We start from the raw sequence: 22,473 nt of genomic DNA on the forward strand, positions 1-22,473 counted from the left end.
AGGATGGTCGGCATGGCATCGGCTGGCGGCGCAGACAACGGATTCGTCCACCTTCACGTCCACACCGAGTACTCGATGCTTGACGGTGCCGCCCGGATCGGTGAGCTGCTGGACGAGGCGCAGCGAGTCGGTCAGACCGCCGTGGCCATCACCGACCACGGCTACCTGTTCGGCGCGCACGACTTCTACTCCCAGGCGCGCAAGCGCGGGATCAAGCCGATCATCGGCGTTGAGGCCTATGTCACTCCGGGCACCAGTCGCTTCGACCAGAACCGGGTGCGCTGGGGCGAGGCGCATCAGGCCTCGGACGATGTGTCCGCTCGTGGTGCCTACACCCACATGACGTTGCTGTCCCGGACCACCGAGGGCATGCACAACTTGTTCCGGCTCGGTTCGCTGGCCTCCATTGAGGGACAGATGGGCAAGTGGCCGCGGATGGACCGCGAGCTGATATCCCGCTACTCCGAGGGATTGATCGCCACCTCCGGTTGCCCGTCCAGCGAGGTCCAGACCCGGCTGCGTCTGGGTCATGAGGCCGAGGCGGTGCGGGCCGCCGGGGAGCTGCAGGACATCTTCGGCAAGGAGAACTTCTACATCGAGCTGATGGACCATGGGCTCGACATCGAGAAGCGCACGATCAAGGGCCTGCTGTCGATCGCCGAGCAGATCGGTGCTCCGCTGGTCGCCACCAACGACCTGCACTACACCCGCAAGGAGGACGCGCACGCCCACGAGGTGCTGCTGGCCGTGCAGTCCGGCTCCACCTTGGACGAGCCGACCTACGACAATGGCGGCTCGCGCTTCGCGTTCAGCGGGGACGGCTACTACGTCAAGACCGCCGAGGAGATGCGCCGGACCTGGTCCGAGTTGCCCGAGGCCTGCGACAACACCCTGCTGATCGCCGAACGGTGCGAGGTCGAGTTCCCCACCGACGCGAACTACATGCCGCGCTTCCCGGTGCCGGACGGCGAGGACGAGAACTCCTGGTTCATCAAGGAGGTCGAGCGGGGCCTGCACAAGCGCTACCCGGGTGGCATCCCGGACGACGTGCGCCAGCAGGCCGACTATGAGACCGGCGTGATCGTGCAGCTCGGGTTCTCCGGCTACTTCCTGGTGGTCGCCGACTTCATCGAGTGGGCCAAGAACCAGGGCATCCGGGTCGGACCGGGGCGTGGTTCGGCGGCCGGATCGATGGCCTCGTACGCGATGGGCATCACCGAGCTCGACCCGCTGCGGCACGGTCTGATCTTCGAGCGGTTCCTCAACCCGGAGCGCGTCTCCTGGCCGGATGTCGACGTCGACTTCGATGAGCGTCGGCGCGGTGAGGTCATCCGCTACGTCACCGAGAAGTACGGCGACGACCGGGTGGCCCAGATCGTCACCTACGGCACCATCAAGGCCAAGCAGGCGCTCAAGGACTCGTCCCGGGTGCTCGGCTTCCCGTTCGCGATGGGGGAGAAGCTGACCAAGGCGATGCCCCCGGCCGTGATGGGCAAGGACATCACGCTGTCCGGCATCTACAACCCGGACGACCCGCGCTACCCGGAGGCGGAGGAGTTCCGCCAAGTGGTGCAGGCCGACCCGGAGGCCCAGCGCGTGCTGGAAACCGCCCGCGGGCTGGAGAACCTCAAGCGCCAGTGGGGCGTCCACGCGGCGGGCGTGATCATGTCCAGCGAGCCGTTGCTCGACATCATCCCGATCATGAAGCGCCCGCAGGACGGCGCGATCATCACCCAGTTCGACTACCCGACGTCCGAGGGCCTCGGCCTGATCAAGATGGACTTCCTCGGGCTGCGCAACCTGACGATCCTCGACGACGCACTGCGCAACATCATCGCCAACGGCAAGGACGGCATCGAGCTGGAAGACATCCCGCTCGACGACCCGGCGACGTATCAGCTGCTCGGTTCCGGCAACACCCTGGGCGTGTTCCAGCTCGATGGTGGCCCGATGCGGGCCCTGCTGCGCCAGATGCGCCCGGACAACTTCGAGGACATCTCCGCGGTCATCGCCCTGTACCGCCCCGGCCCGATGGGCATGAACTCGCACACCAACTACGCGCTGCGCAAGACCGGGCTGCAGGAGATCACCCCGATCCACCCGGAGCTCGCCGAGCCGCTGGCTGACGTCCTCGACGGCACCTACGGCCTGATCGTGTACCAGGAGCAGGTGCAGAAGGCCGCCCAGGTGCTCGCCGGCTACTCGCTCGGCCAGGCGGACCTGCTCCGCCGCGCGATGGGTAAGAAGAAGAAGGAGATCCTGGAGAAGGAGTTCATCCCCTTCCAGGCAGGCATGCGCGAGCGGGGTTACTCCGATCCCGCGATCCAGGCGGTGTGGGACACCCTGGTGCCCTTCGCCGGGTACGCCTTCAACAAGGCCCACTCCGCGGGCTACGGCGTGGTCGCGTACTGGACCGCCTACCTCAAGGCGAACTACCCGACCGAGTACATGGCTGGTCTGCTCACCAGCGTCCGCGACGACAAGGACAAGTCGGCGCTGTACCTGAACGAGTGTCGTCGGATGGGCATCACGGTGCTCCCGCCGGACGTCAACTCCTCCGATGCCCTGTTCACCGCCGTCGGCGACGACATCCGCTTCGGCCTGACCGCCGTGCGCAACGTCGGGGCGAACGTCGTGGCCGAGATCGTCAAGGCCCGGCAGGAGAAGGGTGACTTCACCTCGTTCACCGACTTCTTGGACAAGGTGCCCGCCGTGGTCTGCAATAAGCGGACCATCGAGTCGCTGATCAAGTCCGGAGCCTTCGACTCTCTCGGCCACGCCCGCCGCGCCCTGCTGCTGGTGCACGAGCAGGCCGTCGACTCCGTGATCGGTGTCAAGCGCAAGGAGGCCGAGGGGCAGTTCGACCTCTTCGCGGACCTCGGGGGCTCCGACGACGACCCGAGCTTCGCGGTGCAGGTGCCGGACGTTCCGGACTGGGACAAGAAGCAGCGCCTGGCCTTCGAGCGGGAAATGCTCGGGCTCTACGTCTCGGACCACCCGCTGTCCGGGCTGGAACACGTGCTCAGCGCCGCTGCGGACGTCCCCATCGCCACCTTGATGGCCGACGAGGACCGCCCCGACGGATCGACGGTGCTGGTCGCCGGGCTGATCACCTCCCTGCAGCGCAAGATGTCCAAGCAGGGCAACCCGTGGGCTGCGGTCACCCTGGAGGACATGGCCGGCTCGGTGGAGATCATGTTCTTCGGTGAGACCTACCTGGCCTACTCCACCGTGCTCTCCGAGGACGCCGTGATCGTGGTCCGCGGTCGGGTCCGCCGTCGGGACGACACCATGCAGTTGCAGGCGATGGAGGTCTCCCTGCCGGATGTCTCCGCCGTCGCGGACGCCCCGGTGGTGGTGACCCTGCCCGAGTCCCGCGCCACCGTGCCCGTCGTCGACCGACTGCGCGAGGTGCTCACCACCCACCCCGGCGTCAGCGAGGTGCACCTCCGCCTCACCCGCCCCGGCCGGGCGACCGTCATGCGACTCGACCCCGGGCTGCGAGTGGAACGGTCACCGGCGCTGTACGGCGACCTCAAGGCGCTGCTGGGGCCGAGCTGCCTGGTGTCCAGCGCGGCGGCACCGCTGTAGACCCAGGCACGACGCGACCCCTGTTGGTGATCCGACGGGCGTCGCGTCGCGTGGGCGCTTCTGCCCGCCTGCTGCCGTCTCCCGACTGTCGGCATCGGGCCAGGCGTCCTGGTGCCGAGCCTGCCGAGCGAGGGCGTTCTGATGCCGAGCCACGTGGTAGAGCCGAGCTGTGGCGTTCTGGTGCCGAGTTCGTTGCTCCCGTCCCGAAGTCGGCAGCGGGGGTGCGTGTCTGGGTGCCGAACCCACGAACTCGCGAGCGTGAGCCGGTGGCCGCGCCTGTGTCGTGCGGTCAGCCGACCTCGGCGGCGAGCGAACCGGCGGGGGAGTCGACCTCGACCCGGTCGCCGCGGTGCAGCTGACGGCCGCGGCGCTGCTCCACCTCACCGTTGACCTGGACGTCGCCGTTCTCGATCAGGGTGCGGGCATCGGCACCCGACTCGGCCAGGTTCGCCAACTTGAGGAACTGGCCCAGGCGGATGACGTCATCGGAGATCGGCACGGTGTCCACGGGGACATCCTGCCAGGTGGTCTCAGCAGCTCCTTGGTCCTTGCGTCGCCCGGTGACCGCACGGCGGACGTCCCGGGCCACCGGCAGCGGCAGCGCCTAGAATCGGCCGGGTGATCTCCCGGATCGACCTGCGCGGTCGCACCCTGACCCGTCGTGAGCTCCTCGATGAGCTGCCCCGTCCCGAGGTGGATGTGGAGGCCGCCACCGAGGCGGTGGCTCCGATCCTCGCCGACGTGCGCCATCGTGGGGCCGATGCTCTGCGCGAGCTGGCCGAGCGCTTCGATGGTGTCCGGCCCGAGCACCTGCGGGTGCCGGCGGCGGCCATCGCCGAGGCGGTCAGCGTGCTCGACCCGGAGGTCCGATCCGCGCTGGAGGAGACGATCCGCCGGGTGCGGACCGTGCACGCCGCCCAGCGCCCCGCCGACTTCACGGTGCAGGTCGCGCCCGGTGCCCAGGTGCGTCAGCGCTGGATCCCGGTGCGTCGGGTCGGGTTGTACGTGCCCGGTGGCCTGGCGGTGTATCCGTCGTCAGTGATCATGAACGTTGTCGCCGCGCAGGAGGCGGGTGTCGGGGCCTTGGCGGTGGCCTCCCCTCCGCAGAAGGACAACGGTGGGCTGCCCGACCCGGTGGTGCTGGCCAGCTGTGCCCTGCTCGGCATTGACGAGGTGTACGCAGTCGGTGGTGCCCAGGCGGTGGGACTGCTGGCCTATGGCGCCGACGAGTCGGATGGCAGCGTGCTCTGTGAGCCGGTAGATGTGATCACCGGCCCGGGCAACGTCTATGTCGCCGCTGCCAAGCGGCTGGTGCGCGGTGTGGTCGGCATCGACGCGGAGGCCGGTCCGACGGAGATCGCGATCCTCGCCGACGGCACCGCCGACCCGGTGCACGTGGCGGCAGATCTGGTCTCGCAGGCCGAGCACGACCCGCTGGCCGCGTCGGTTCTGGTGACTCCGTCGGTGGAGCTGGCGATGGCCGTGCAGGCCAAGCTGGTCGACCGGGTGCAGGTCACCCAGCATGCCCAACGAGTGGCGCAGGCCCTCGGTGGTCGGCAGTCGGCGATTGTGCTGGTCGATGACATCGAAGCCGGGCTGTCGGTGGTGAACGCCTACGGGGCCGAACACCTGGAGATCCAGACCGCGGACGCCGCGGCAGTGGCCGAGCGGGTGACCAGCGCGGGGGCGATCTTTGTCGGGCCGTATTCGCCGGTGTCCCTGGGCGACTACATCGCCGGGTCGAACCACGTGTTGCCGACCGGGGGGTGCGCGCACTTCTCTTCCGGGCTGGGGGTGCACTCCTTTGTGCGGGCGGTGCAGGTCATCGAGTACGACGCGGATGCGCTGCGTGCGGTGTCCGGGAAGATCGTCGCGCTGGCCGAGGCCGAAGGGCTGCCTGCGCACGGCGAGGCCGTGACCGCGCGGTTCTGAGCGCTACCACGCCCTGGGGCCGGGGATCATGGCCGTGAGCCGTGAGCCGTGAGCCGTGAGCCGTGAGCCGTGAGCCGTGAGCCGTGAGCCGTGAGCCGTGAGCCGTGAGCCGTGAGCCGTGAGCCGTGACTGAACCGCGCGCTGTGCAGCGCGTCGCGGGTCGATCCTGTCCGGCAGGGTCAGCCCACGCCGAGCACGAAGGGCAGCACGGCAGCGGCCCCGGCCTGACGCAGCAAGCGTGCCGCGACGGTGAGGGTCCAGCCGCTGTCCATCCGGTCGTCGACCAGCAGCACGGCGCGCCCGGGCAACCCGGCGGCTGCCGCGGGGGACAGCTCCAGCTGCAACCGCCGCACCACGGCGGCCAGGCGGTGCGCCGAGTTCACGTCATGGCGTCCGGGCTCGGTTCCCGGGGCGGGCGCGATGCTGCCGACCACGGGCAGCCCGAGATGTCGGGCGACGCCCTCGGCCAGATGCCGGACCAGCGCGGAGCGGGTCGTGGACTCGATCAGCACTACACCGGCCGGTGGGGTCGCCCACTCCCATGCGTCGAGGGTGGCCAGCGCCGGCCCACGCAGCGCCGGGGGCAGGGTCTCGGGGATGGTGGCGGCGGGCGCGAACAGGTCCCGCAGCAGCCCACCCCACCCCACCGAGTCCAGCCGAGCGACCGCCCGTCCGGGTTCGGCACGGTCCTCCGCCGCGATCCGTCCGGACAGCTCGATGCCCAGGCTGGCCATCCCGGCGGGCCATTGCCGGCGGGGCTCTACGGTGACACCGGCAGCTCGGAGTTGGGCCTGCGCAGCGGCAATCTGCTCATCGTCGGGTGCATTGCCAGTCGTGCGCCCGGTGCAGCGATCGCAGCGGCCACAGCGCCAGTCGGTGTCCGAGGCCAGATCGGGGTCGTCCAGTGCCTGGCGCAGATGCGTCATCCGGCAGCCCTCGGTGGCGATGTAGTCCAGCATCGACTGTTGCTCGGCCCGGCGGGTCGCGGTGACCCGGGCGTAGCGCTCGGCGTCGTACTGCCACGGTGCGCCGGTGGCCTGCCACCCGCCCTTGACCCGCCGCACGGCACCGTCCACATCGAGCACCTTGAGCATCTGTTCCAGCCGTCCGCGGCGCAGACTGACCCGGGTCTCCAATGCGGTGGTGGACAGGGTGTCCGCTCCGGACAGGGCGTCGAGGGCGGCGTACACCTCCGACTCCGGCGGGAAAGCGGTGTCGGCGAACCACTCCCAGATCGCGCGGTCCTCCCGACCGGGCAGCAGCACGGCGGCTGCGCTGCCGCCCACTGCCTCCGCGGCACGACCGGCGCGGCCCACCTGCTGGTAGTAGCTGATCGGGGAGGACGGAGCGCCCACGTGGACGACGAATCCCAGGTCCGGTTTGTCGAAGCCCATCCCGAGCGCGGAGGTCGCGACCAGCGCCTTGACCCGGTTGTCCAGCAGATCAGCCTCCGCGGCCTCCCGTTCGGCCGGGTCGGTCTGCCCGGTGTACACCCGCACATCCACCCCGGTGGCGCGCAGATGCTCGGCGACCTGTCCGGCGGCGGCGATGGTCAGGCAGTAGACGATTCCGGAACCGGGCATCGCGGGCAGGTTCGCGGTGAGCCAGGCCAACTGGGCGGCGGTGTCGGGCAGTCGCACCACCGACAGATCGAGGCTGGCCCTGTCCAGGGGGCCGCGGAGCACCAGGACGTCCTGGTCACGGCCGATGCCGAGCTGCTCGGCAATGTCCGCGGTGACTCGCCCGTTGGCGGTGGCGGTGGTCGCCAGCACGGGGATCCCGGCGGGCAGCTCGGCCAGCAGGGTGCGCAGTCGCCGGTAGTCCGGTCGGAAGTCGTGCCCCCAGTCGGAGATGCAGTGTGCCTCGTCGACGACCACCAGCCCGGCATCGGCGGCCAGCGCGGGCAACACCTCGTCCCGGAATGTCGGGTTGTTCAAGCGCTCGGGGCTGACCAGCAGCACGTCGACCTCACCCGCGGCGACCGCCGCATGCACCTGGTCCCACTCGGTGACGTTCGCGGAGTTCAGGGTGGCTGCGCGGACACCGGCGCTCGCGGCGGAGGCGACCTGATTGCGCATCAGCGCCAACAGGGGCGACACCAGCACGGTCGGCCCCGCACCGCGCGCCCGGAGCAGCGCCGTCGCCACGAAGTACACCGCGGACTTGCCCCACCCGGTGCGCTGCACCACCAGGGCGCGGCGGTGATCGCGCACCAGGGCATCGATGGCCCGCCACTGGTCGTCCCGCAGTACCGCGTCCGGTCGGCCGACCAGTCGACGCAGCACCGCCTCAGCCTCGGTGCGCAACGCGTCGGGGGAGTCGACCTGGACGGGTGTGGTGCTCATGGCCGGGAAGCCTAGGTGCCGCAGCCGACATCGCCCCGGTCCCGGGTGCCACGCCTGGGGGCCACCACCGGCACCTGCACGCTGTGGACAGCTGACGGCCCCCGCAACCGGTCGGCCTGTGGACGACGGCGGAGGCCGACGCCGCGGCGTGGATACCATCGCCCGGTGACCGCTGCACCCGACCCCGTGACCACAGTGCCCACCAGCACGGTGCTGCCGGTGCGCCCCGAACTCGCCGGCGAGGCCCCCTACGGTGCCCCGCAGCTTGACGTGCCGGTGCTGCTGAATGTGAACGAGAACCCCTACCCGCCCTCCGACGCCGTGGTGCGGGAGATCGCGGAGTCGGTGGCGCGGGCGGCCCACGGCCTCAACCGCTACCCGGACCGGGAGTTCCTGGCGCTGCGTGGCGAGCTCGCCGACTACCTGGCGGTGGAGTCCGGGGTGCGGTTGCCCGCCGAACAGATCTGGGCCGCGAACGGCTCCAACGAGGTCATGCTGCACCTGTTGCAGGCCTTCGGCGGACCCGGCCGCACAGCGGTGTCCTTCGCACCGACCTATTCGATGTACCCGGAGTACGCCCGGGACACCCACACCCGGTGGGTGGCCGGTCGCCGCACCGAGGACTTTGATATCGACCCGGCCGAGGCCCGGGCGCTCCTGGCGCGGGAGCAGCCGTCCGTGGTGCTGTTGACCAGTCCGAACAACCCGACGGGGACCGCCCTCGCGTTGGACACCGTGCGTGAGGTGCTGGACGCCGCGGCGCAGGTGTCCGGTGGTTGTGTGGTCGTCGTCGACGAGGCCTATGGCGAGTTCCGGCGCGATGGAGTGCCCTCGGCGCTCACCCTGCTGGCGGAGTACCCGCAGCTGGCGGTCAGCCGCACCATGTCGAAGGCCTTCGGTCTGGCGGGCGCGCGGATCGGGTATCTGGCCGCGAGCCGCGAGCTGGTCGACGCCCTGCGCATCGTCCGGCTGCCGTATCACCTGTCCGCGGTCACCCAGGCCACTGCCCGGGCAGCGCTGCGGCACTCCGAGGAGCTGATGGCCCAGGTCGGGTCGTTGCGCGCCGAACGCGATGCCCTGGTCGACTGGCTGCGGGCGCAGGGGCACCGGGTGGCGGACTCGGATGCGAACTTCGTGCTGTTCGGGACCTTCCCGGACCGGCATGCGGTCTGGCAGGGGCTGCTGGACCGGGGGGTGCTGATCCGGGAGGTCGGCCCCGACGGATGGTTGCGGGTGTCAGTTGGCACCCCGCAGGAGACCGCGGCATTCAAGGCCGCGCTGACCGAGGTGGTGGGGAAGTGAGCGCACGGACCGCACGGATCGAGCGGACGACCAGCGAGTCCAGCGTCGTGGTGGAGGTCGATCTCGACGGCACCGGCCGGACCGAGATCAGCACCACGGTGCCGTTCTACGACCACATGCTGACCGCCCTGGGCAAGCACTCGCTGATCGACCTGACCGTCCGGGCCACCGGTGACACCCACATCGACGCCCACCACACCGTGGAGGACGTGGCGATCTGCCTGGGCGAGGCCCTGCGCGAGGCACTCGGCGACAAGCACGGCATCTCCCGGTACGGCGACGCGACCGTGCCGCTGGACGAGGCGTTGGCCCAGGCCGTGGTGGACGTCTCCGGACGGCCGTACCTCGTGCACTCCGGCGAGCCCGCCGGGCAGGAATATCACCTGATCGGCGGACACTTCACCGGTGCGCTGACCCGGCACGTGTTGGAGTCCATCGCCCACCACGCCGCGTTCACCGTCCACATGCGGGTGCTGGCCGGGCGCGACCCGCACCACATCGTGGAGGCGCAGTTCAAGGCGCTCGCCCGTGCGCTGCGCGCCGCCGTCGCCCTCGATCCGCGGGTGGACGGCATCCCGAGCACGAAGGGCGCACTGTGAACGACCAGCACCCGAATCCGGCGGACGACCTGGGTGACGACGACCGGGGCATCACCATCCCCGATGACCTCTCCGGGCTGGACGACACCACCCCGCAGGACATCCCGGACGACCTGTCCGGCCTGGACACCGCTACCCCGGACGAGCCGACGATCACCCTGGTGGTGACCCAGGTGGCGGAGGCCAAGCCGCTGGCCGCGGCCTGCTTGTTGGCCGGGCTGGAGGTGGACGCGGTGCCCTCGCCGGTGGGTGCGCTCGCGGTGCTGCGGTCGGCTCCGGATGCCCAGGCCGCCACCGCCGCGGCTGCTGCGCTGTCCCGGCTCCTGCCGATGGCGCCGGTGCTGCTGCTGGACCGTCGCGGGGGTCGGATCGCGGCGAGTCGCTGGAACGGTGGCGAACACGAGGACGATCTGGCCGCCGGGCTGGTGCTGTCCGGTGCCCCCACCGAGCTGGAAGAGCTGATCCTCGGCTCACGCACACCCGACCAGGTGCCCGGCACGGTGACCAGTGTCGGGATGTCGCGCTGGACCGCGATGCGTGCCCTGTCCGCCGGTCGGCGCAAGCGCGGTCAGTCCTGACCCTGCACCGACCCGTTCGTTCCTCGGGACGCAGTCCGGTGCGTGGGCGGTGACCGATAGCCTGGTCCACGTGTCACAGCCTGATGTCGTCGTCCTGGACTACGGATTCGGAAACGTCCGCTCCGCGGTGCGCGCCCTGGAGCGGGTGGGTGCTGCCGTCGAGCTGACCCACGACCCGGCCCGGGCTGCCGAGGCGCAGGGTCTCGTCGTGCCCGGGGTTGGTGCCTTCGCCGCGGTCATGGACGGTCTGCGCGGGGTGCGCGGCGACCAGATTATCGACCGTCGGCTGGCCGGGGGGCGCCCGGTGCTGGGTATCTGCGTCGGGATGCAGGTGATGTTCGCCGAGGGCGACGAGCACGGCACCCTGACCGCGGGACTCGGCGAATGGCCCGGTCTGGTCGACCGCCTTGAGGCCGAGGTGGTGCCGCACATGGGCTGGGCGACCGTTGACGCCCCAGAAGGGTCACGCCTGTTCGCTGGGATCGAGGACCAGCGCTTCTACTTCGTGCACTCCTATGCCGCCCGGTCCTTCCCGCTGGCACAGACCGCCGACCCCGACCGATTCGCCCCGCCGCTGGTGACCTGGGCCGACCACGGTGGCCGGTTCGTGGCAGCGGTGGAGAACGGCCCCCTGTCCGCCACCCAGTTCCACCCGGAGAAGTCCGGGGACGCCGGGGCCGAGTTGCTGCGCAACTGGGTCACGTCCCTGTCCTGATCGTTGTTCCACACCCCGTCCCGAGGAGTTCCATGACCACCGACCGCCTGCAGCTGCTCCCCGCCGTCGACGTCGCCGACGGGCAGGCCGTGCGCCTGGTCCAGGGCGAGGCCGGATCGGAGACCTCTTACGGCGATCCGCTGTCCGCCGCGTTGGACTGGCAGGCCGGCGGTGCGGAGTGGATCCACTTGGTCGACCTGGATGCTGCCTTCGGTCGCGGGTCGAACGCCCCGCTGCTGGCCGAGGTGACCGCGGATCTGACCGGTCGTGGCGTGCGGGTGGAACTGTCCGGTGGGATTCGGGACGACGAGTCCCTGGAACGCGCGCTCGGCACCGGCGCGGCACGGGTCAACCTCGGCACCGCAGCGCTGGAGGACCCGGAGTGGACCGCCGCCGCTATCGCCCGGCACGGCGAGGCCATCGCAGTGGGGCTGGATGTGCGTGGCACCACGCTCGCTGCCCGGGGCTGGACGCGTGAGGGCGGTGACCTCTGGGAGGTGCTGACCCGCCTCGACCAGGCGGGCTGCGCCCGCTATGTGGTCACCGACGTCACCAAGGACGGCACCCTGCGCGGCCCGAACGTCGAGCTGTTGCGTGAGGTCTGCCATCGGACGGATGCGCCCGTGGTGGCCTCGGGTGGCATCTCATCCCTGGAGGACCTGCGGGTGCTGCGGGAACTGGTGGGTGAGGGTGTCGAGGGTGCCATCGTCGGCAAGGCGCTGTACGCCGGGGCCTTCACCCTGCCGGAGGCGCTGGACGTCGCGGGCCGTCCGTGACCGGGCGGGAGCTGCCGCCGACATCTGCCTTCGCCGGCGACGACGGCACGGCCGATCCGGCACTGGTGCGGGTGTTGACCGCTCATGCGGCGGGCGAGGCGGATGTGGCGGCGGTGGTGACGGCGTTGGCCGGTACCCGGGTGCTCGTGCCGGTGCTGGCCGAGGCGGAGGCCACCGAGACCGTCGACGTCGCCGGGCGCGCCCACACCGTGGACCGCCAGGCATCGGCCGGCATCGTGGCGTTGCAGGCACCGGATGGCCGCACCGCACTGCCGGTGTTCAGCTCGGTGCAGTCGATGGCCGCGTGGCGGCACGACGCGCGTCCGGTGCCGAGCGAGATCGCGCGGGCCGCACTGTCCGCGGTCGAGGAGGGCTGGGAGCTGCTGGTCCTGGACCCGGGCGGCCCGGTGACCGTGTTGGTGCCACGGCCCGCGGTCTGGGCGCTCGCACAGCAGGTCGACTGGTCTCCTGCCGTATCCGGCACCGGCGACGAGCGGGCAGTGGACCCGCAGGTGCATGCCGCGGTGCGGGCCGCGATCAGCGCCGTCGTGGTCGTGGGCGACGAGGGATCGGCCCAGGTGCCACCCGCAGCCGCGGACGACGCTCATCCGCGACGCCGGTGGTGGCAGCGCTCGGCACGGGGAACCTCCGACCGGGGGTTGGCCGGGGAGAGGGGAGGCCCCGCCCCCGCAGAGCCCGCGGTGCGGTCCGTCGACGTCGCGCCGGGGGAGCGCGCCGAGGTCGCCGTGGAGTTATCCCTGACCCCGGGTCTGGACCGGGGCACCGTCGATGCCCTGCTGCGAGCGGTCGGTGCGGCGCTCGCCGGGAGCGAGACGGTCACCCGGCGGGTCGACTCGGTGCAGGTCCGGCTGCGCTGACCTCACGGCCTGGGCGCGGCACCACGCCCGGAGCCCGCTCACCCCTGCTCAGCCTCACCCGGCCGGACTGCGCCGCGTGGCTTCACCCCCGGCGGCGCAGCGCCCAGGCGAGCGGCAGGGTGATCGCCAGCGCGGTCCCGATCAGCGCGCCGACGATCTGTCCACCCAGGATCACCCGGTTCAGGTCGAAGGCGGGCTGCCATGACACCTCGCCATCGCGGATCACGTACACCCCGACCGGGCGGGTGTGAGTGCCGAAGCCACCGGCCCCGGCCTGACCGTGACCACGCGCCTGTCCGCCTCGGTGACCGTGATCGGAGCGACTCCCACGGCCGTGGCCCCACGGCTTGCCGGACCGTGCCCGGCCCTCAGTGGTGTCCCGGGCCTGCGCGCCACCCTGGGCGAGGTCGCCGGTTGACGTGTGCGGGGACTCCTCACCGACCGCCTCGCCCGCGTCGTCGGATGCACCCGCGTGATGGTGATGACAGCCCGGGTGCCCGTCGCTGACCCGCCCACGCCCACCGGCTCCGGCCCGTCCGTGTGCCCCGGTGACCACCGCCACCGGGATGATCACCGCGCCGTCCTCCTCGTAGGCGGGTCCGAACACCCGTCGGACCGAGAACGTATCGCTGGCGGCGGACGTCAGCGCAGACAGGTCGATGTCGTCATCGGTCGGGGCGGTGTCGTGGTCGCTCATGGGATGCCTCCAGGCGGGGTCGATGCGGGAAGCCCTCACGGTCGCATGCGGTGGCCCCGGAAGACCAGAGCGATCGCAGCTCAGCTGGTGCAGCCGACGGCCGGGATCAGCGCGGCGTCGTCGGCGAGGATGCCGCGCAGCGTGCTGACCGGCACCACGAAGCTCTGTCCCGCCTGGTTCTTGGCGTAGACCACCCCGACCACCGCGCCGGAGCTGTCCAGCACCGCCGAGCCGGAGGAGCCAGGCTCGACCTGGGCGTCGGTCAGCAGCACCTCGCCGAGGTTGCTGTGCAGCGGGTCGGGGGTGGTGCCGATCACCCGACCGCTGGTCACCGTGAGCTGCCCGCCCTCCGGGTAGCCCACCACCGTGATCGGATCGCCCGGTGCTGGGTCACTGTCGCCGAGCCGGGTGGCCGACGGCAGGGCGTCGTCGGTGCGGACCAGGGCGAGGTCAGCCAGCGCCGCCGAGGCGGAGGTGGCGACGGTGACATCCCGCCCGTCGTAGGTCGACAGCTGCAACTCGGCGGAGTCGGCCACCACATGCCGGTTGGTGATCAGCGTGTGCTCATCGATCGCGAAACCTGACCCGGTGCTGACCGAGCCACAGCCGACATTCCGGATTCGCACCGACATCCGCTGCGCCGCGTCGAATCCGTCCGGGGACAGGTTTCCGCTCGACGAGGGGGTCGGGACCGGGACCGTGGAGGGCACCAGGTCGGCGGGCGGATCGCCGGGCAGCGTGAAGGAGGCACAGCCGGACAAGATGAGCACCCCGAGCATCAGCAGGGCGTGGGCCGGTCGCCTCATCCGCCGGTCCCGGTGGTGCCCCTGGCCAGCTCCTGCTGCAGGGAGGTGTTGGCGGCCGAGGCACTGGCGCACAGGGCGTCGACCTCACCGCGGAACCGGGTGACATCGGCCGGGTCGTAGGCCTCAGGGTTGTCCAGGTAACCGAGCAGCTCCTGCTGACGGGTGATGCACTCGTTCAGTGAGGTCGCCACCGTCCCGGCCGCCGCGGAGATCCGCTCCTGGTAGTCGACCAGTTGGCGTTGGGCCTCCCGGTCGTCACCGACCTCGGCCTTCTCCGCTGCCAGCTCGGTGACCCGCTGCTGGGAGGCGGTCAGCTGCTCCTGGACGGTCTGCAACTCGGCCACCGTGCCGGCGTGGTCGGTGCGCAACTGCGCGAGGTCCCCACCGATGGTTCGGGCGTCGGACTCCACATGCTCGGCATAGTCGGCCCACCGGTCGCCACGCACCCAGAGGTAGGCGGCCAGCGCGGACACGGCGACCAGCAGGACGATCAGCGCCGCGGTGAGCGCCCGGGGCCGACGGTGGCTGGGAGTCACGCTCGGAGCAAGGTGTCCAGGATCGGATGCGTGCGGGCCCGAGGGCTCCGCGGCTCCGGTGGTGGTCATCGGCCCAGCGTACGGGGCGGCCCTCTCGACCCCCAGCGGAATGCGGCTGGTCCGGAGCAGCCTGACAACCGGGGAGAATGACCTCTCGTGTCCCTCGGTTCCTATGGCCGCATGCTGCGGCTGCCCGGTGTTCTGCCCCTCACTCTGATCGCCTTCGTGGCACGCATCCCGCACGCCATGACCGGGGTGACCCTGACCCTGCACGTGGTGCTCGGTCTGGGCCGTGGGTATGCGCAGGCGGGGGTGGTCGCCGCGGCGATGACGGTGGGTATGGCGATCGGTGCGCCCTGGCGTGGACGGCGGGTGGACCGGATCGGTCTGCGGCGCGCGGTGATCCCGTCGGTGCTGGTCTCCTCGGTGGTCTGGGTGATCGCCCCACGGCTCGACTACGTGTGGTTGATCGTCGCCGCGGTGGTGGCCGGGGTGTTCCTGGTGCCGGTGTTCTCCGTGGTGCGCCAGTCGTTGTCGGTGCTGGTGCCGCAGGACCAACAGCGCACGGCCTTCGCCTTCGACTCGGTGTGCACCGAGGTCACCTTCATGGTCGGGCCGGTGCTGGCGGCGTTCCTGGCGACCTCCCTGTCGACCACGACCGCGTTGACGGTGATCGGGGCGAGCACCGTGCTGTCCGGGGTGGCGCTGTTCTGGGCGAACCCGCCGACCACCTCGGTGGAGCTCGCCCGTCGCCGGGGGATCGCGGTGCCCACCACCGAGGTCAGTGCCGATGCGCCGGTCCCCGGGACCGCGGGCCGCAGCTGGCTCAGCCCCGGACTGGTGGTGATCCTGGCCTCCGCCTCCGTGGCCGCGGTCCTGCTGAACGGCACCGATGTCAGCATCGTCGCGGCCCTGGAGGACTGGGGGCAGCCGGGATCGGTGGGATGGGTGGTGGCGCTGTGGTGCCTCGGCTCGGCGGTGGGCGGACTCGTCTACGGAGCCAGTCCGCTGGAACTGCACCCGTTGACGCTGGTGGCGGTCTTCGGGCTGTGCACGATTCCGGCGGCCCTCGCCCAGACGCCAGGACAGCTCGCGGTGGCCATCGTGATCTCCGGCATTCCGTGCGCGGCGACGCTGTCCTCGATCAACGCCTCGCTGGTGCGGATGGTCCCCGAGCACCGGCGCGGCGAGGTGATGGGCTGGAGCGGCACCGCGAACACTCTGGGTGGTGCGGTGGGTGCCCCGGTCTGCGGCGCGGTGATCGATGCGCTCGGCGCACAGGCCGGCTTCGCCTTCGCCGGTGGGGCGGGTGTGGTGCTCGCCGGATTCGGGTTGCTGGCGATGACGGCGCTGCGGCGGCGCGGACTCAGCTCACCGCGCCGGTGAACTTCTCCCCGGGGCCCTCACCGGGCGCATCCGGGAACGGGGAGGCCTCACGGAAGGCCAACTGAAGCGACCGCAGCCCGTCCCGGAGCGAGCGCGCGTGCTGGTTGCCGATGTCCGGCGCGGAGGCGGTGACCAGGGCGGCCAGCGCGGTGATCAGCTTGCGTGCCTCGTCCAGGTCCATCAGCTCGGCCCCGGTCACCTGGTCGGTGTCCGGGGACAGGCCGCACTTCACGGCGGCGGCGCTCATCAGGTGCACGGCGGCGGTGGTGATCACCTCGACGGCGGCGACATCGGCGATGTCACGGACGGCGGCGGTGGCATCCGGGGTCTCGGTCATGGGGTGCATCCTCACACGGCTGAACGACGAACCGCCCGCCCCCGCGATGGGGACGGGCGGTCCGGACGTGCTGGACTCAGACGTCGGTGTCGCTCGGCTGGTCGATCGGTGCACCGGAGTCACCGGTGGCGATCAGCTCGCGCAGGGTGGCACCCAGACCGGCGTCGACCTGGGTCCAGTACCAGAGGAACCGCTCCTTGACCCGGTCCACGGTCAGCGCGCGGTACTGGCCGACCAGCGTCTCCTGGAACCGGACCTTGGCACCCTCGTCGTAGACGTCGCGGTACAGCGTGCCGGCCTGGCCGAAGTCATCGTCCTCGGCGTGCAGGGTGGCGGCGGCACGGACCAGCTCGCCGTCGGACTCCCAGGAGCCCTCCCCGGCGGCGACCGCGGAGGCCACCGGTCCACCGAAGCTGTTCGGCGCGTACACCGGCACCTCCGGGGCGTTGAAGTCGTGCCGCTGCGCGCCGTCCGCGGTGTAGGAGTGCACCGGGCACTGGGGTGCGTTCACCGGGATCTGCGCGTAGTTGGTGCCCACCCGGTAGCGCTGGGCGTCCGGGTAGGAGAACACCCGGGCCATCAGCATCTTGTCCGGGGAGATCGCCGTGCCCGGCACCAGGGTGGCGGGGGAGAACGCCGCCTGCTCGATCTCGGCAAAGAAGTTGCGCGGGTTCCGGTTCAGGGTGAAGTGCCCGACCTTGATCCGCGGGTAGTCGCCCTTCGGCCAGACCTTGGTCAGGTCGAAGGGGTTGAACCGATAGGTCTTCGCCTCGGCGTAGGGCATCACCTGGACGTAGACGTCCCAGGTCGGGAAGTCGCCACGCTCGATGGCCTCGTACAGGTCGCGGCGCTGGTAGTCGGCGTCCTCACCGGCGATCCGCTCGGCCTCCTCCGGGGTGAAGTGCTCCAGGCCCTGGCGGGAGATGAAGTGGTACTTCACCCAGAAGCGCTCACCGGCGGCGTTGATCCACTGGTACGTGTGCGAGCCGTAGCCGTTCAGGGTCCGCGTGGTGGTGGGCAGACCGCGATCGCCCATCAGGTAGGTCACTTGGTGCGCGGACTCCGGCGACAGTGTCCAGAAGTCCCACTGCATATCGGCATCACGCAGACCGGAGCCGGGCAGACGCTTCTGGGAGTGGATGAAGTCCGGGAACTTCATGCCGTCGCGGATGAAGAACACCGGGGTGTTGTTCCCGACGATGTCGAGGTTGCCCTCGGAGGTGTAGAACTTCAGCGCGAAGCCGTGCACGTCGCGCCAGGTGTCCGGGCTGCCCTGCTCACCGGCAACGGTGGAGAAACGCAGCAGCAGGTCCGTCGTGGTCCCGGGCTGGAACACGGCGGCCTTGGTGTAGGCGGACACGTCCTCGGTGACCACGAACTCGCCGAAGGCACCGGTGCCCTTGGCGTGCACCACGCGCTCCGGGATGCGCTCGCGGTTGAACTGGGCGAGCTTCTCCACCAGGTAGTGGTCGTGCAGGGCGGTGACGCCGTCGGGGCCGGCAGTCAGCGAGTGGGCGTCGGAGGCGACCGGTGCACCAAAGCTGGCGGTGGTGGTCGGGGGAGTCTCCTGCGTCATGGGCTTTCCTTCCAGTGGGGCGCCCGGGTCTGGGCGCGGGCATGCCGGGCACCGGCCGGGCAGAGTGCTCGGTCGGCACAGGGGAGTGAGGAGGCCACGCTCAGGGTGGCGCGGGTACCGCGGTGGCTGATCGGGGAGGAACCCCGGGGCTGAAGCGGACGGGGTTAGGCGGTGGCGGGCACGGGATCGGTGGCGCACCGGGGACAGATGCCCCAGTACGTGACCTCGGCGGTGTCGATCTGGAATCCGGAACTCGAACTGGGTGTGAGACAGGGGGCCTCACCCACCGCGCAGTCGACGTCGCCGACCGCGCCACAGGACCGGCAGACCACGTGATGATGGTTGTCCCCGACCCGCCGCTCATACCGGGCGGGGTGTCCGGCGGGCTCGATCCGGCGCAGGATCCCGGCGGCAGTCAGGGCATGCAACACGTCGTAGACCGCCTGGACCGACACCGTGGGCAGGGTGGTGCGGGCCTGCTTGAGGATGGTGTCGGCATCAGCGTGCGGATGGGCGCCCACCGCCTCTAACACCGCCACCCGGGGTGCGGTGACCCGCAGCCCGCGCTCGCGCAGCGTGTCGCCCGGATCGGCGGTGCCGGCCGGGTGGTGAACCTGCTGGTCGAGCTCCATGGCCAGAACCCTGACACGTTTTCTGGAACTGTTCAAGTAGGCATCTGACGGCGTGTCAGATACCCGAGGGCTCCCGGAATGGGTCTGGTACAGTTCTCTACGACTGGCCTGGGTTGTGCCTCGCGCATGGCTCGGGTGCACAAGTGGAGTCCCTCCCACCTGAGTCTCGATCGCTGGTTCCGGCCACAATAGAGTCCAGGTCTCGGTCAGCGGATCGCCCCCGGGTGTTCCGTGCGGTGTGTGCATTCGTGTACCTCCGCGACCGTGTCGGCCCCCACCTGTGCTCAGGATCGGGGGCCTTTCCCGTTCCTGGTGGTCCCACCGTCGAGACACCGAGGAGCACCACATCAGCGAGCCCCGCATCAACGATCGGATCCGCGTCGCCGAGGTCCGCCTGGTCGGCCCGAATGGCGAGCAGGTCGGCATCGTCCGCGTGGAGGACGCACTGCGCCTGGCTCAGGACGCCGACCTCGACCTGGTCGAGGTGGCGCCGACTGCCCGTCCGCCGGTCTGCAAGATCATGGACTACGGGAAGTTCAAGTACGAGGCCGACATGAAGGCCCGTGAAGCCCGGCGCAACCAGAGCAACACGGTTCTCAAGGAGATCCGCTTCCGGCTCAAGATCGACCCGCACGACTACGGCACCAAGAAGGGCCACGTCGAGCGGTTCCTCAGCGCCGGCGACAAGGTCAAGGTCATGATCATGTTCCGTGGTCGTGAGCAGTCCCGCCCGGAGATGGGTGTGCGCCTGCTGCAGCGGTTGGCGGATGACGTCGCCGAGCTGGGCTTCGTCGAGAGCATGCCGAAGCAGGACGGCCGCAACATGACCATGGTGCTCGGCCCGGTGAAGAAGAAGTCGGAGCAGAAGAGCGAGCAGCGTCGTACGCGGCGCAGCGAGTCCGAGGCTCCGGCCGAGGTCACCGACTTCGACGTCGAGGGTGCCCAGCAGGCAGCGTCGGCCCAGGCAGCCCCGGCCCAGGAGTCCGCTCCGGTCGAGCAGCCCGCCGTCGAGGCCACCACGCCGGCTCCGGCCGCGCCCGCTGCGAAGTCGGCCGCTGCCGCCAAGCCCGCTGCTGCCACGCCGGCCGCTGCGGAGAAGCCTGCTACGGCTGCTAAGCCTGCTGGCGCTGCGAAGCCCGCTGCCGCCAAGCCTGCTGCTGCCAAGCCGGTCGCTAAGTCGGCCACGGCAAAGTCGGCTGCCAAGCCTGCGGCAACCCCGGCGGCGGCTCCGGCAACTGAGTCCGCCGAGGCCGAGGCAGCGCCGAAGCCCACGCCCACCCCGCGGCCCGCGCCCAAGCCCGCGGCCCGTCCGGCCCCCCGCGGCCGGTCGGCCACGAGCTGACCCGGACCCACCAGCACACCTGCGAGTCCCACCGGGCCCGCCAGGACGCGTCACACGCCCCCGGGTATGTGACACGAGACAAGGAGAGAGCGGCAGCCATGCCGAAGAACAAGACGCACTCCGGTGCCAAGAAGCGCTTCCGGGTGACGGGTAGCGGCAAGATCATGCGTGAGCAGGCCAACGCCCGCCACCTGCTCGAGCACAAGTCGAGCCGACGCACCCGTCGCCTCGCCTCCGACCAGGTCGTTTCCGCGGCTGACGCCCCCAAGATCAAGAAGCTGCTCGGTCGCTGATGCCATGCGGCCAGCTGGCCGCGGCACACCCGAGCCCTAGACAAGCAAGGAGCATCACGTGGCACGCGTGAAGCGGGCAGTCAATGCCCAGAAGAAGCGCCGGTCGACTCTGGAGCGCGCAAGCGGCTACCGCGGCCAGCGGTCCCGCCTGTACCGCAAGGCCAAGGAGCAGGTCACTCACTCCCTGGTCTACGCCTACCGCGACCGCAAGGTCCGCAAGGGCGACTTCCGCAAGCTGTGGATCCAGCGCATCAACGCTGCCTCCCGCGAGCAGGGTCTGACCTACAACCGTCTGATCCAGGGCCTCAAGCTGGCCGGTGTCGAGGTGGACCGTCGCGTCCTCGCCGAGCTGGCCGTCAACGACGCCCCCGCGTTCAACGCGCTGGTCGAGGTCGCCAAGAAGGCGCTGCCCGCGGACGTCAACGCGCCGCGTGCCGCTGCCTGAGCTGCCGCACCTCCCACGACGACCCCTGTCGGACTTCGGTCCGGCGGGGGTCGTCGTCTGTCCGGGGCCCGGTCCGTCGGTGCGCGATACTGGGCGGGTGCCCCGCCGCGACATCGATCCGACCACCGCGACCCTGACCAACCCGCAGGCAGACCGGGTGCGCGCCGTGCACTCCCTGGCGCAGCGGGCGTCCCGCCGACGCACCGGCCAGTACTTGGTCGAGGGGCCGCAGGCGGTGCGCGAGCTGGTGCGCTGGTCGCCGGAGTCGGTGCGGGACGTCTACCTCACACCCGAGTCTGCCGGGCGCTACCCGGAGATCGTGGCGGCCGCCGCGGACCTGTTCCTGCACATCGGCACCCCCGAGGTGCTCGCGGCGATGTCCTCGGATGCTCAGGGGGTGCTCGCGGTGGCGACCCCGCCGGAGGGCCAGGTGGGCCCCCTGCCCGCGGCGTCGCTCGCCACCGTGCTGGACACCCGTCCGCAATTGATCGCGCTGCTGGCCCGCGTCCGCGATCCGGGCAACCTGGGCACCGTGATCCGGGTGGCCGATGCCGCCGGGGCCGATGCGGTCATCGTCGCGGGGGACTCGGTGGAGGTGACCAACCCCAAGGTGGTGCGCTCGACCGCGGGCTCGCTGTTCCACCTGCCCGTGGTGCACGGGTGGGAGGTTGATGAGGCGGTGGCGGCGCTGCGGGCGAGCGGGTCGCAGGTTGTGGCCGCGGATGGTGCGGGCGACCTGGACCTGGACGACCTGCAGGATGCGGCCGCCCGCGCCGAGGGTGACGCTCCGGTGGATCTGCGGCGGCCCACCACGTGGCTGTTCGGCAATGAGGCCTGGGGTCTGCCGGAGGCGGATCGCGCGGCTGCTGACGCGGTGGTGCGGGTGCCGCTGCGGGGTAAGGCCGAGTCGTTGAATCTGGCGACCGCCGCTGCCGTCTGCCTGTACGCCTCCTCCCGGGCGCACCGCTGAGATGCGCCTGTTCGCCGCGCTCTGGCCCACGGAGGAGGTCCGCGCCCACCTGGCCGCAACCCTGCGCACCTCGGTGGGGGTGGACCCGCAGTCCTCGCCGGGTCGTGGCCCCGACGGCATCCGGTGGACTGCCGCCGAGTGCTGGCACATCACCCTGGCGTTCTACGGCGAGGTCGGCGACGGTCGGGCCGAGCACGTGGCGGAGGGGCTCGGGACACTGACCGGCCCGCCCTTCGACCTGTGGCTGCGCGGTGCCGGTGTCTTCGCCCAGCGGACGCTGTGGGCCGGGGTCGGTGGCGACCTGGAGGCGGTCCACCGGCTGTCCACGGCGGCCCGGGGGGTGGGGGAGGACTGCGGTATCCCCGGCGATCACCGGGTGCGGTCGCGGCCGCATGTCACGCTCGGCCGGGTGGCACCGGGTCCACGACATCGGGGGCCCTCGCCCGCTGATCGACTGGTGCACGCACTGTCGGTGTACGCCGGTCCGGTGTGGCCGGTCGACACTCTCGTGCTGGCCCGCTCGGAGCCGGGGAGGGGCCGAGCCGGTGGCCCGCTGTATACCGTGTTGGACCGCTGGGAGTTGTGACACGATGGGCGTCATGACCGTCACCGCGCGCCGATTTCCCGGGCCCGTTCCCGGGATCCACGGCTGACGCACGGACAGTCCACGGACCGGGGAGCGGGCGCGACTAGACTCCTCCACCGGCACGTCAGCGCCGTTCTGATGTCGCCGAGAC

Annotated in this window: 22 protein-coding genes; 14 read left to right on the plus strand and 8 right to left on the minus strand. The window is 70.9% G+C overall.

Translation table 11 applies throughout. From position 1 onward, the window contains the following. Positions 1-12: 12 nt before the first annotated feature. Positions 13-3,591 (plus strand): DNA polymerase III subunit alpha, encoded by a 3,579-nt coding sequence (gene dnaE / locus AB0N78_RS08025; RefSeq protein WP_363388079.1) that lies wholly within the window; start codon positions 13-15, stop codon positions 3,589-3,591. A 289-nt stretch (positions 3,592-3,880) separates the two neighbouring features. On the opposite strand, the gene AB0N78_RS08030 is transcribed toward dnaE, so the two are convergent. Continuing rightward, positions 3,881-4,099, minus strand: coding sequence for an RNA-binding S4 domain-containing protein (locus AB0N78_RS08030; RefSeq protein WP_363388082.1), 219 nt, complete (start codon positions 4,097-4,099; stop codon positions 3,881-3,883). A gap of 110 nt (positions 4,100-4,209) precedes the next feature. On the opposite strand from AB0N78_RS08030, the gene hisD reads away from it, so the two are divergent. Beyond that, a complete protein-coding gene (gene hisD, locus AB0N78_RS08035) occupies positions 4,210-5,523 on the plus strand; it encodes a histidinol dehydrogenase (RefSeq protein WP_363388085.1) in 1,314 nt (437 codons plus the stop codon). 179 nt (positions 5,524-5,702) lie between these two features. Here the strand turns inward: hisD and AB0N78_RS08040 are convergent, their stop codons facing one another. Further along, on the minus strand, positions 5,703-7,868 hold the full coding sequence (locus AB0N78_RS08040; protein ID WP_363388088.1) for a RecQ family ATP-dependent DNA helicase: 2,166 nt from the start codon (positions 7,866-7,868) through the stop codon (positions 5,703-5,705). 165 nt (positions 7,869-8,033) lie between these two features. Here AB0N78_RS08040 and AB0N78_RS08045 point away from each other — a divergent pair, with 165 nt between their 5' ends. From AB0N78_RS08045 to AB0N78_RS08070, 6 genes are all read left to right on the plus strand, one after another. Next, positions 8,034-9,170, plus strand: coding sequence for a histidinol-phosphate transaminase (locus AB0N78_RS08045; RefSeq protein WP_363388091.1), 1,137 nt, complete (start codon positions 8,034-8,036; stop codon positions 9,168-9,170). Continuing rightward, a complete protein-coding gene (hisB, locus tag AB0N78_RS08050) occupies positions 9,167-9,769 on the plus strand; it encodes an imidazoleglycerol-phosphate dehydratase HisB (protein WP_363388094.1) in 603 nt (200 codons plus the stop codon). The genes AB0N78_RS08045 and hisB overlap by 4 nt, the downstream gene beginning before the upstream one ends. Further along, positions 9,766-10,347 (plus strand): hypothetical protein, encoded by a 582-nt coding sequence (locus tag AB0N78_RS08055; RefSeq protein ID WP_363388097.1) that lies wholly within the window; start codon positions 9,766-9,768, stop codon positions 10,345-10,347. Before hisB ends, AB0N78_RS08055 begins: the two co-directional genes overlap by 4 nt. A gap of 70 nt (positions 10,348-10,417) precedes the next feature. After that, entirely contained in the window at positions 10,418-11,062 is a 645-nt protein-coding gene (gene hisH, locus AB0N78_RS08060) for an imidazole glycerol phosphate synthase subunit HisH (RefSeq protein ID WP_363388100.1), read from the plus strand. Positions 11,063-11,094: 32 nt separating this feature from the next. Beyond that, positions 11,095-11,838: a bifunctional 1-(5-phosphoribosyl)-5-((5-phosphoribosylamino)methylideneamino)imidazole-4-carboxamide isomerase/phosphoribosylanthranilate isomerase PriA gene (gene priA, locus AB0N78_RS08065; protein ID WP_363388103.1), complete on the plus strand. Its 744-nt coding sequence runs from the start codon at positions 11,095-11,097 to the stop codon at positions 11,836-11,838. Continuing rightward, positions 11,835-12,716: an SseB family protein gene (locus AB0N78_RS08070; RefSeq protein ID WP_363388106.1), complete on the plus strand. Its 882-nt coding sequence runs from the start codon at positions 11,835-11,837 to the stop codon at positions 12,714-12,716. The genes priA and AB0N78_RS08070 overlap by 4 nt, the downstream gene beginning before the upstream one ends. Positions 12,717-12,798: 82 nt before the next feature. On the opposite strand, the gene AB0N78_RS08075 is transcribed toward AB0N78_RS08070, so the two are convergent. From AB0N78_RS08075 to AB0N78_RS08085, 3 genes are all read right to left on the minus strand, one after another. Continuing rightward, positions 12,799-13,413: a hypothetical protein gene (locus AB0N78_RS08075; protein WP_363388109.1), complete on the minus strand. Its 615-nt coding sequence runs from the start codon at positions 13,411-13,413 to the stop codon at positions 12,799-12,801. An 80-nt stretch (positions 13,414-13,493) separates the two neighbouring features. Continuing rightward, complete coding sequence (locus tag AB0N78_RS08080; protein ID WP_363388112.1) at positions 13,494-14,219, minus strand: serine protease; 726 nt, start codon at positions 14,217-14,219, stop codon at positions 13,494-13,496. Then, positions 14,216-14,824 (minus strand): hypothetical protein, encoded by a 609-nt coding sequence (locus AB0N78_RS08085; RefSeq protein ID WP_363388115.1) that lies wholly within the window; start codon positions 14,822-14,824, stop codon positions 14,216-14,218. Before AB0N78_RS08085 ends, AB0N78_RS08080 begins: the two co-directional genes overlap by 4 nt. 87 nt (positions 14,825-14,911) lie before the next feature. On the opposite strand from AB0N78_RS08085, the gene AB0N78_RS08090 reads away from it, so the two are divergent. Then, positions 14,912-16,141: an MFS transporter gene (locus tag AB0N78_RS08090; protein WP_363388118.1), complete on the plus strand. Its 1,230-nt coding sequence runs from the start codon at positions 14,912-14,914 to the stop codon at positions 16,139-16,141. Here AB0N78_RS08090 and AB0N78_RS08095 read toward each other — a convergent pair. The 3 genes from AB0N78_RS08095 to AB0N78_RS08105 all read right to left on the minus strand — a co-directional run bounded on the left by AB0N78_RS08095 (position 16,122) and on the right by AB0N78_RS08105 (position 18,686). Beyond that, positions 16,122-16,487 (minus strand): DUF1844 domain-containing protein, encoded by a 366-nt coding sequence (locus AB0N78_RS08095; protein WP_363388121.1) that lies wholly within the window; start codon positions 16,485-16,487, stop codon positions 16,122-16,124. The genes AB0N78_RS08090 and AB0N78_RS08095 overlap by 20 nt on opposite strands. 67 nt (positions 16,488-16,554) lie before the next feature. After that, on the minus strand, positions 16,555-18,054 hold the full coding sequence (locus AB0N78_RS08100; RefSeq protein WP_363388123.1) for a catalase: 1,500 nt from the start codon (positions 18,052-18,054) through the stop codon (positions 16,555-16,557). Between the two features lie 164 nt (positions 18,055-18,218). Next, complete coding sequence (locus AB0N78_RS08105) at positions 18,219-18,686, minus strand: Fur family transcriptional regulator (RefSeq protein WP_363388126.1); 468 nt, start codon at positions 18,684-18,686, stop codon at positions 18,219-18,221. Positions 18,687-18,966: 280 nt separating this feature from the next. On the opposite strand from AB0N78_RS08105, the gene infC reads away from it, so the two are divergent. The 5 genes from infC (at position 18,967) to thpR (ending at position 22,322) form a co-directional block, all read left to right on the plus strand. Beyond that, entirely contained in the window at positions 18,967-20,028 is a 1,062-nt protein-coding gene (gene infC / locus AB0N78_RS08110; RefSeq protein ID WP_363388129.1) for a translation initiation factor IF-3, read from the plus strand. A gap of 98 nt (positions 20,029-20,126) precedes the next feature. Further along, a complete protein-coding gene (gene rpmI, locus AB0N78_RS08115; protein WP_363388132.1) occupies positions 20,127-20,321 on the plus strand; it encodes a 50S ribosomal protein L35 in 195 nt (64 codons plus the stop codon). A 58-nt stretch (positions 20,322-20,379) separates the two neighbouring features. Beyond that, the gene (rplT, locus tag AB0N78_RS08120) at positions 20,380-20,766 is read left to right on the plus strand and encodes a 50S ribosomal protein L20 (RefSeq protein ID WP_363388135.1); all 387 of its coding nucleotides are present in this window, start codon (positions 20,380-20,382) and stop codon (positions 20,764-20,766) included. A gap of 97 nt (positions 20,767-20,863) precedes the next feature. Beyond that, a complete protein-coding gene (locus AB0N78_RS08125) occupies positions 20,864-21,736 on the plus strand; it encodes an RNA methyltransferase (RefSeq protein ID WP_363388137.1) in 873 nt (290 codons plus the stop codon). 1 nt (position 21,737) lies between these two features. After that, positions 21,738-22,322: an RNA 2',3'-cyclic phosphodiesterase gene (gene thpR, locus AB0N78_RS08130; RefSeq protein ID WP_363388140.1), complete on the plus strand. Its 585-nt coding sequence runs from the start codon at positions 21,738-21,740 to the stop codon at positions 22,320-22,322. Positions 22,323-22,473 lie beyond the last annotated feature (151 nt).

Source organism: Cellulomonas sp. NPDC089187, from assembly GCF_040685135.1.
Classification (GTDB): Bacteria; Actinomycetota; Actinomycetes; order Actinomycetales; family Cellulomonadaceae; genus Cellulomonas.

What these genes read in the sequence shown, in the direction of transcription:
- AB0N78_RS08095 (WP_363388121.1), bottom strand. Translation starts at nt 16,487, where the DNA reads ATGCACCCCATGACCGAGACCCCGGATGCCACCGCCGCCGTCCGTGAC.
- rpmI (WP_363388132.1), top strand. Translation starts at nt 20,127, where the DNA reads ATGCCGAAGAACAAGACGCACTCCGGTGCCAAGAAGCGCTTCCGGGTG.
- AB0N78_RS08100 (WP_363388123.1), bottom strand. Translation starts at nt 18,054, where the DNA reads ATGACGCAGGAGACTCCCCCGACCACCACCGCCAGCTTTGGTGCACCG.
- AB0N78_RS08040 (WP_363388088.1), bottom strand. Translation starts at nt 7,868, where the DNA reads ATGAGCACCACACCCGTCCAGGTCGACTCCCCCGACGCGTTGCGCACC.
- AB0N78_RS08075 (WP_363388109.1), bottom strand. Translation starts at nt 13,413, where the DNA reads ATGAGCGACCACGACACCGCCCCGACCGATGACGACATCGACCTGTCT.
- priA (WP_363388103.1), top strand. Translation starts at nt 11,095, where the DNA reads ATGACCACCGACCGCCTGCAGCTGCTCCCCGCCGTCGACGTCGCCGAC.
- AB0N78_RS08080 (WP_363388112.1), bottom strand. Translation starts at nt 14,219, where the DNA reads ATGAGGCGACCGGCCCACGCCCTGCTGATGCTCGGGGTGCTCATCTTG.
- dnaE (WP_363388079.1), top strand. Translation starts at nt 13, where the DNA reads ATGGCATCGGCTGGCGGCGCAGACAACGGATTCGTCCACCTTCACGTC.
- AB0N78_RS08085 (WP_363388115.1), bottom strand. Translation starts at nt 14,824, where the DNA reads ATGACCACCACCGGAGCCGCGGAGCCCTCGGGCCCGCACGCATCCGAT.
- AB0N78_RS08105 (WP_363388126.1), bottom strand. Translation starts at nt 18,686, where the DNA reads ATGGAGCTCGACCAGCAGGTTCACCACCCGGCCGGCACCGCCGATCCG.
- thpR (WP_363388140.1), top strand. Translation starts at nt 21,738, where the DNA reads ATGCGCCTGTTCGCCGCGCTCTGGCCCACGGAGGAGGTCCGCGCCCAC.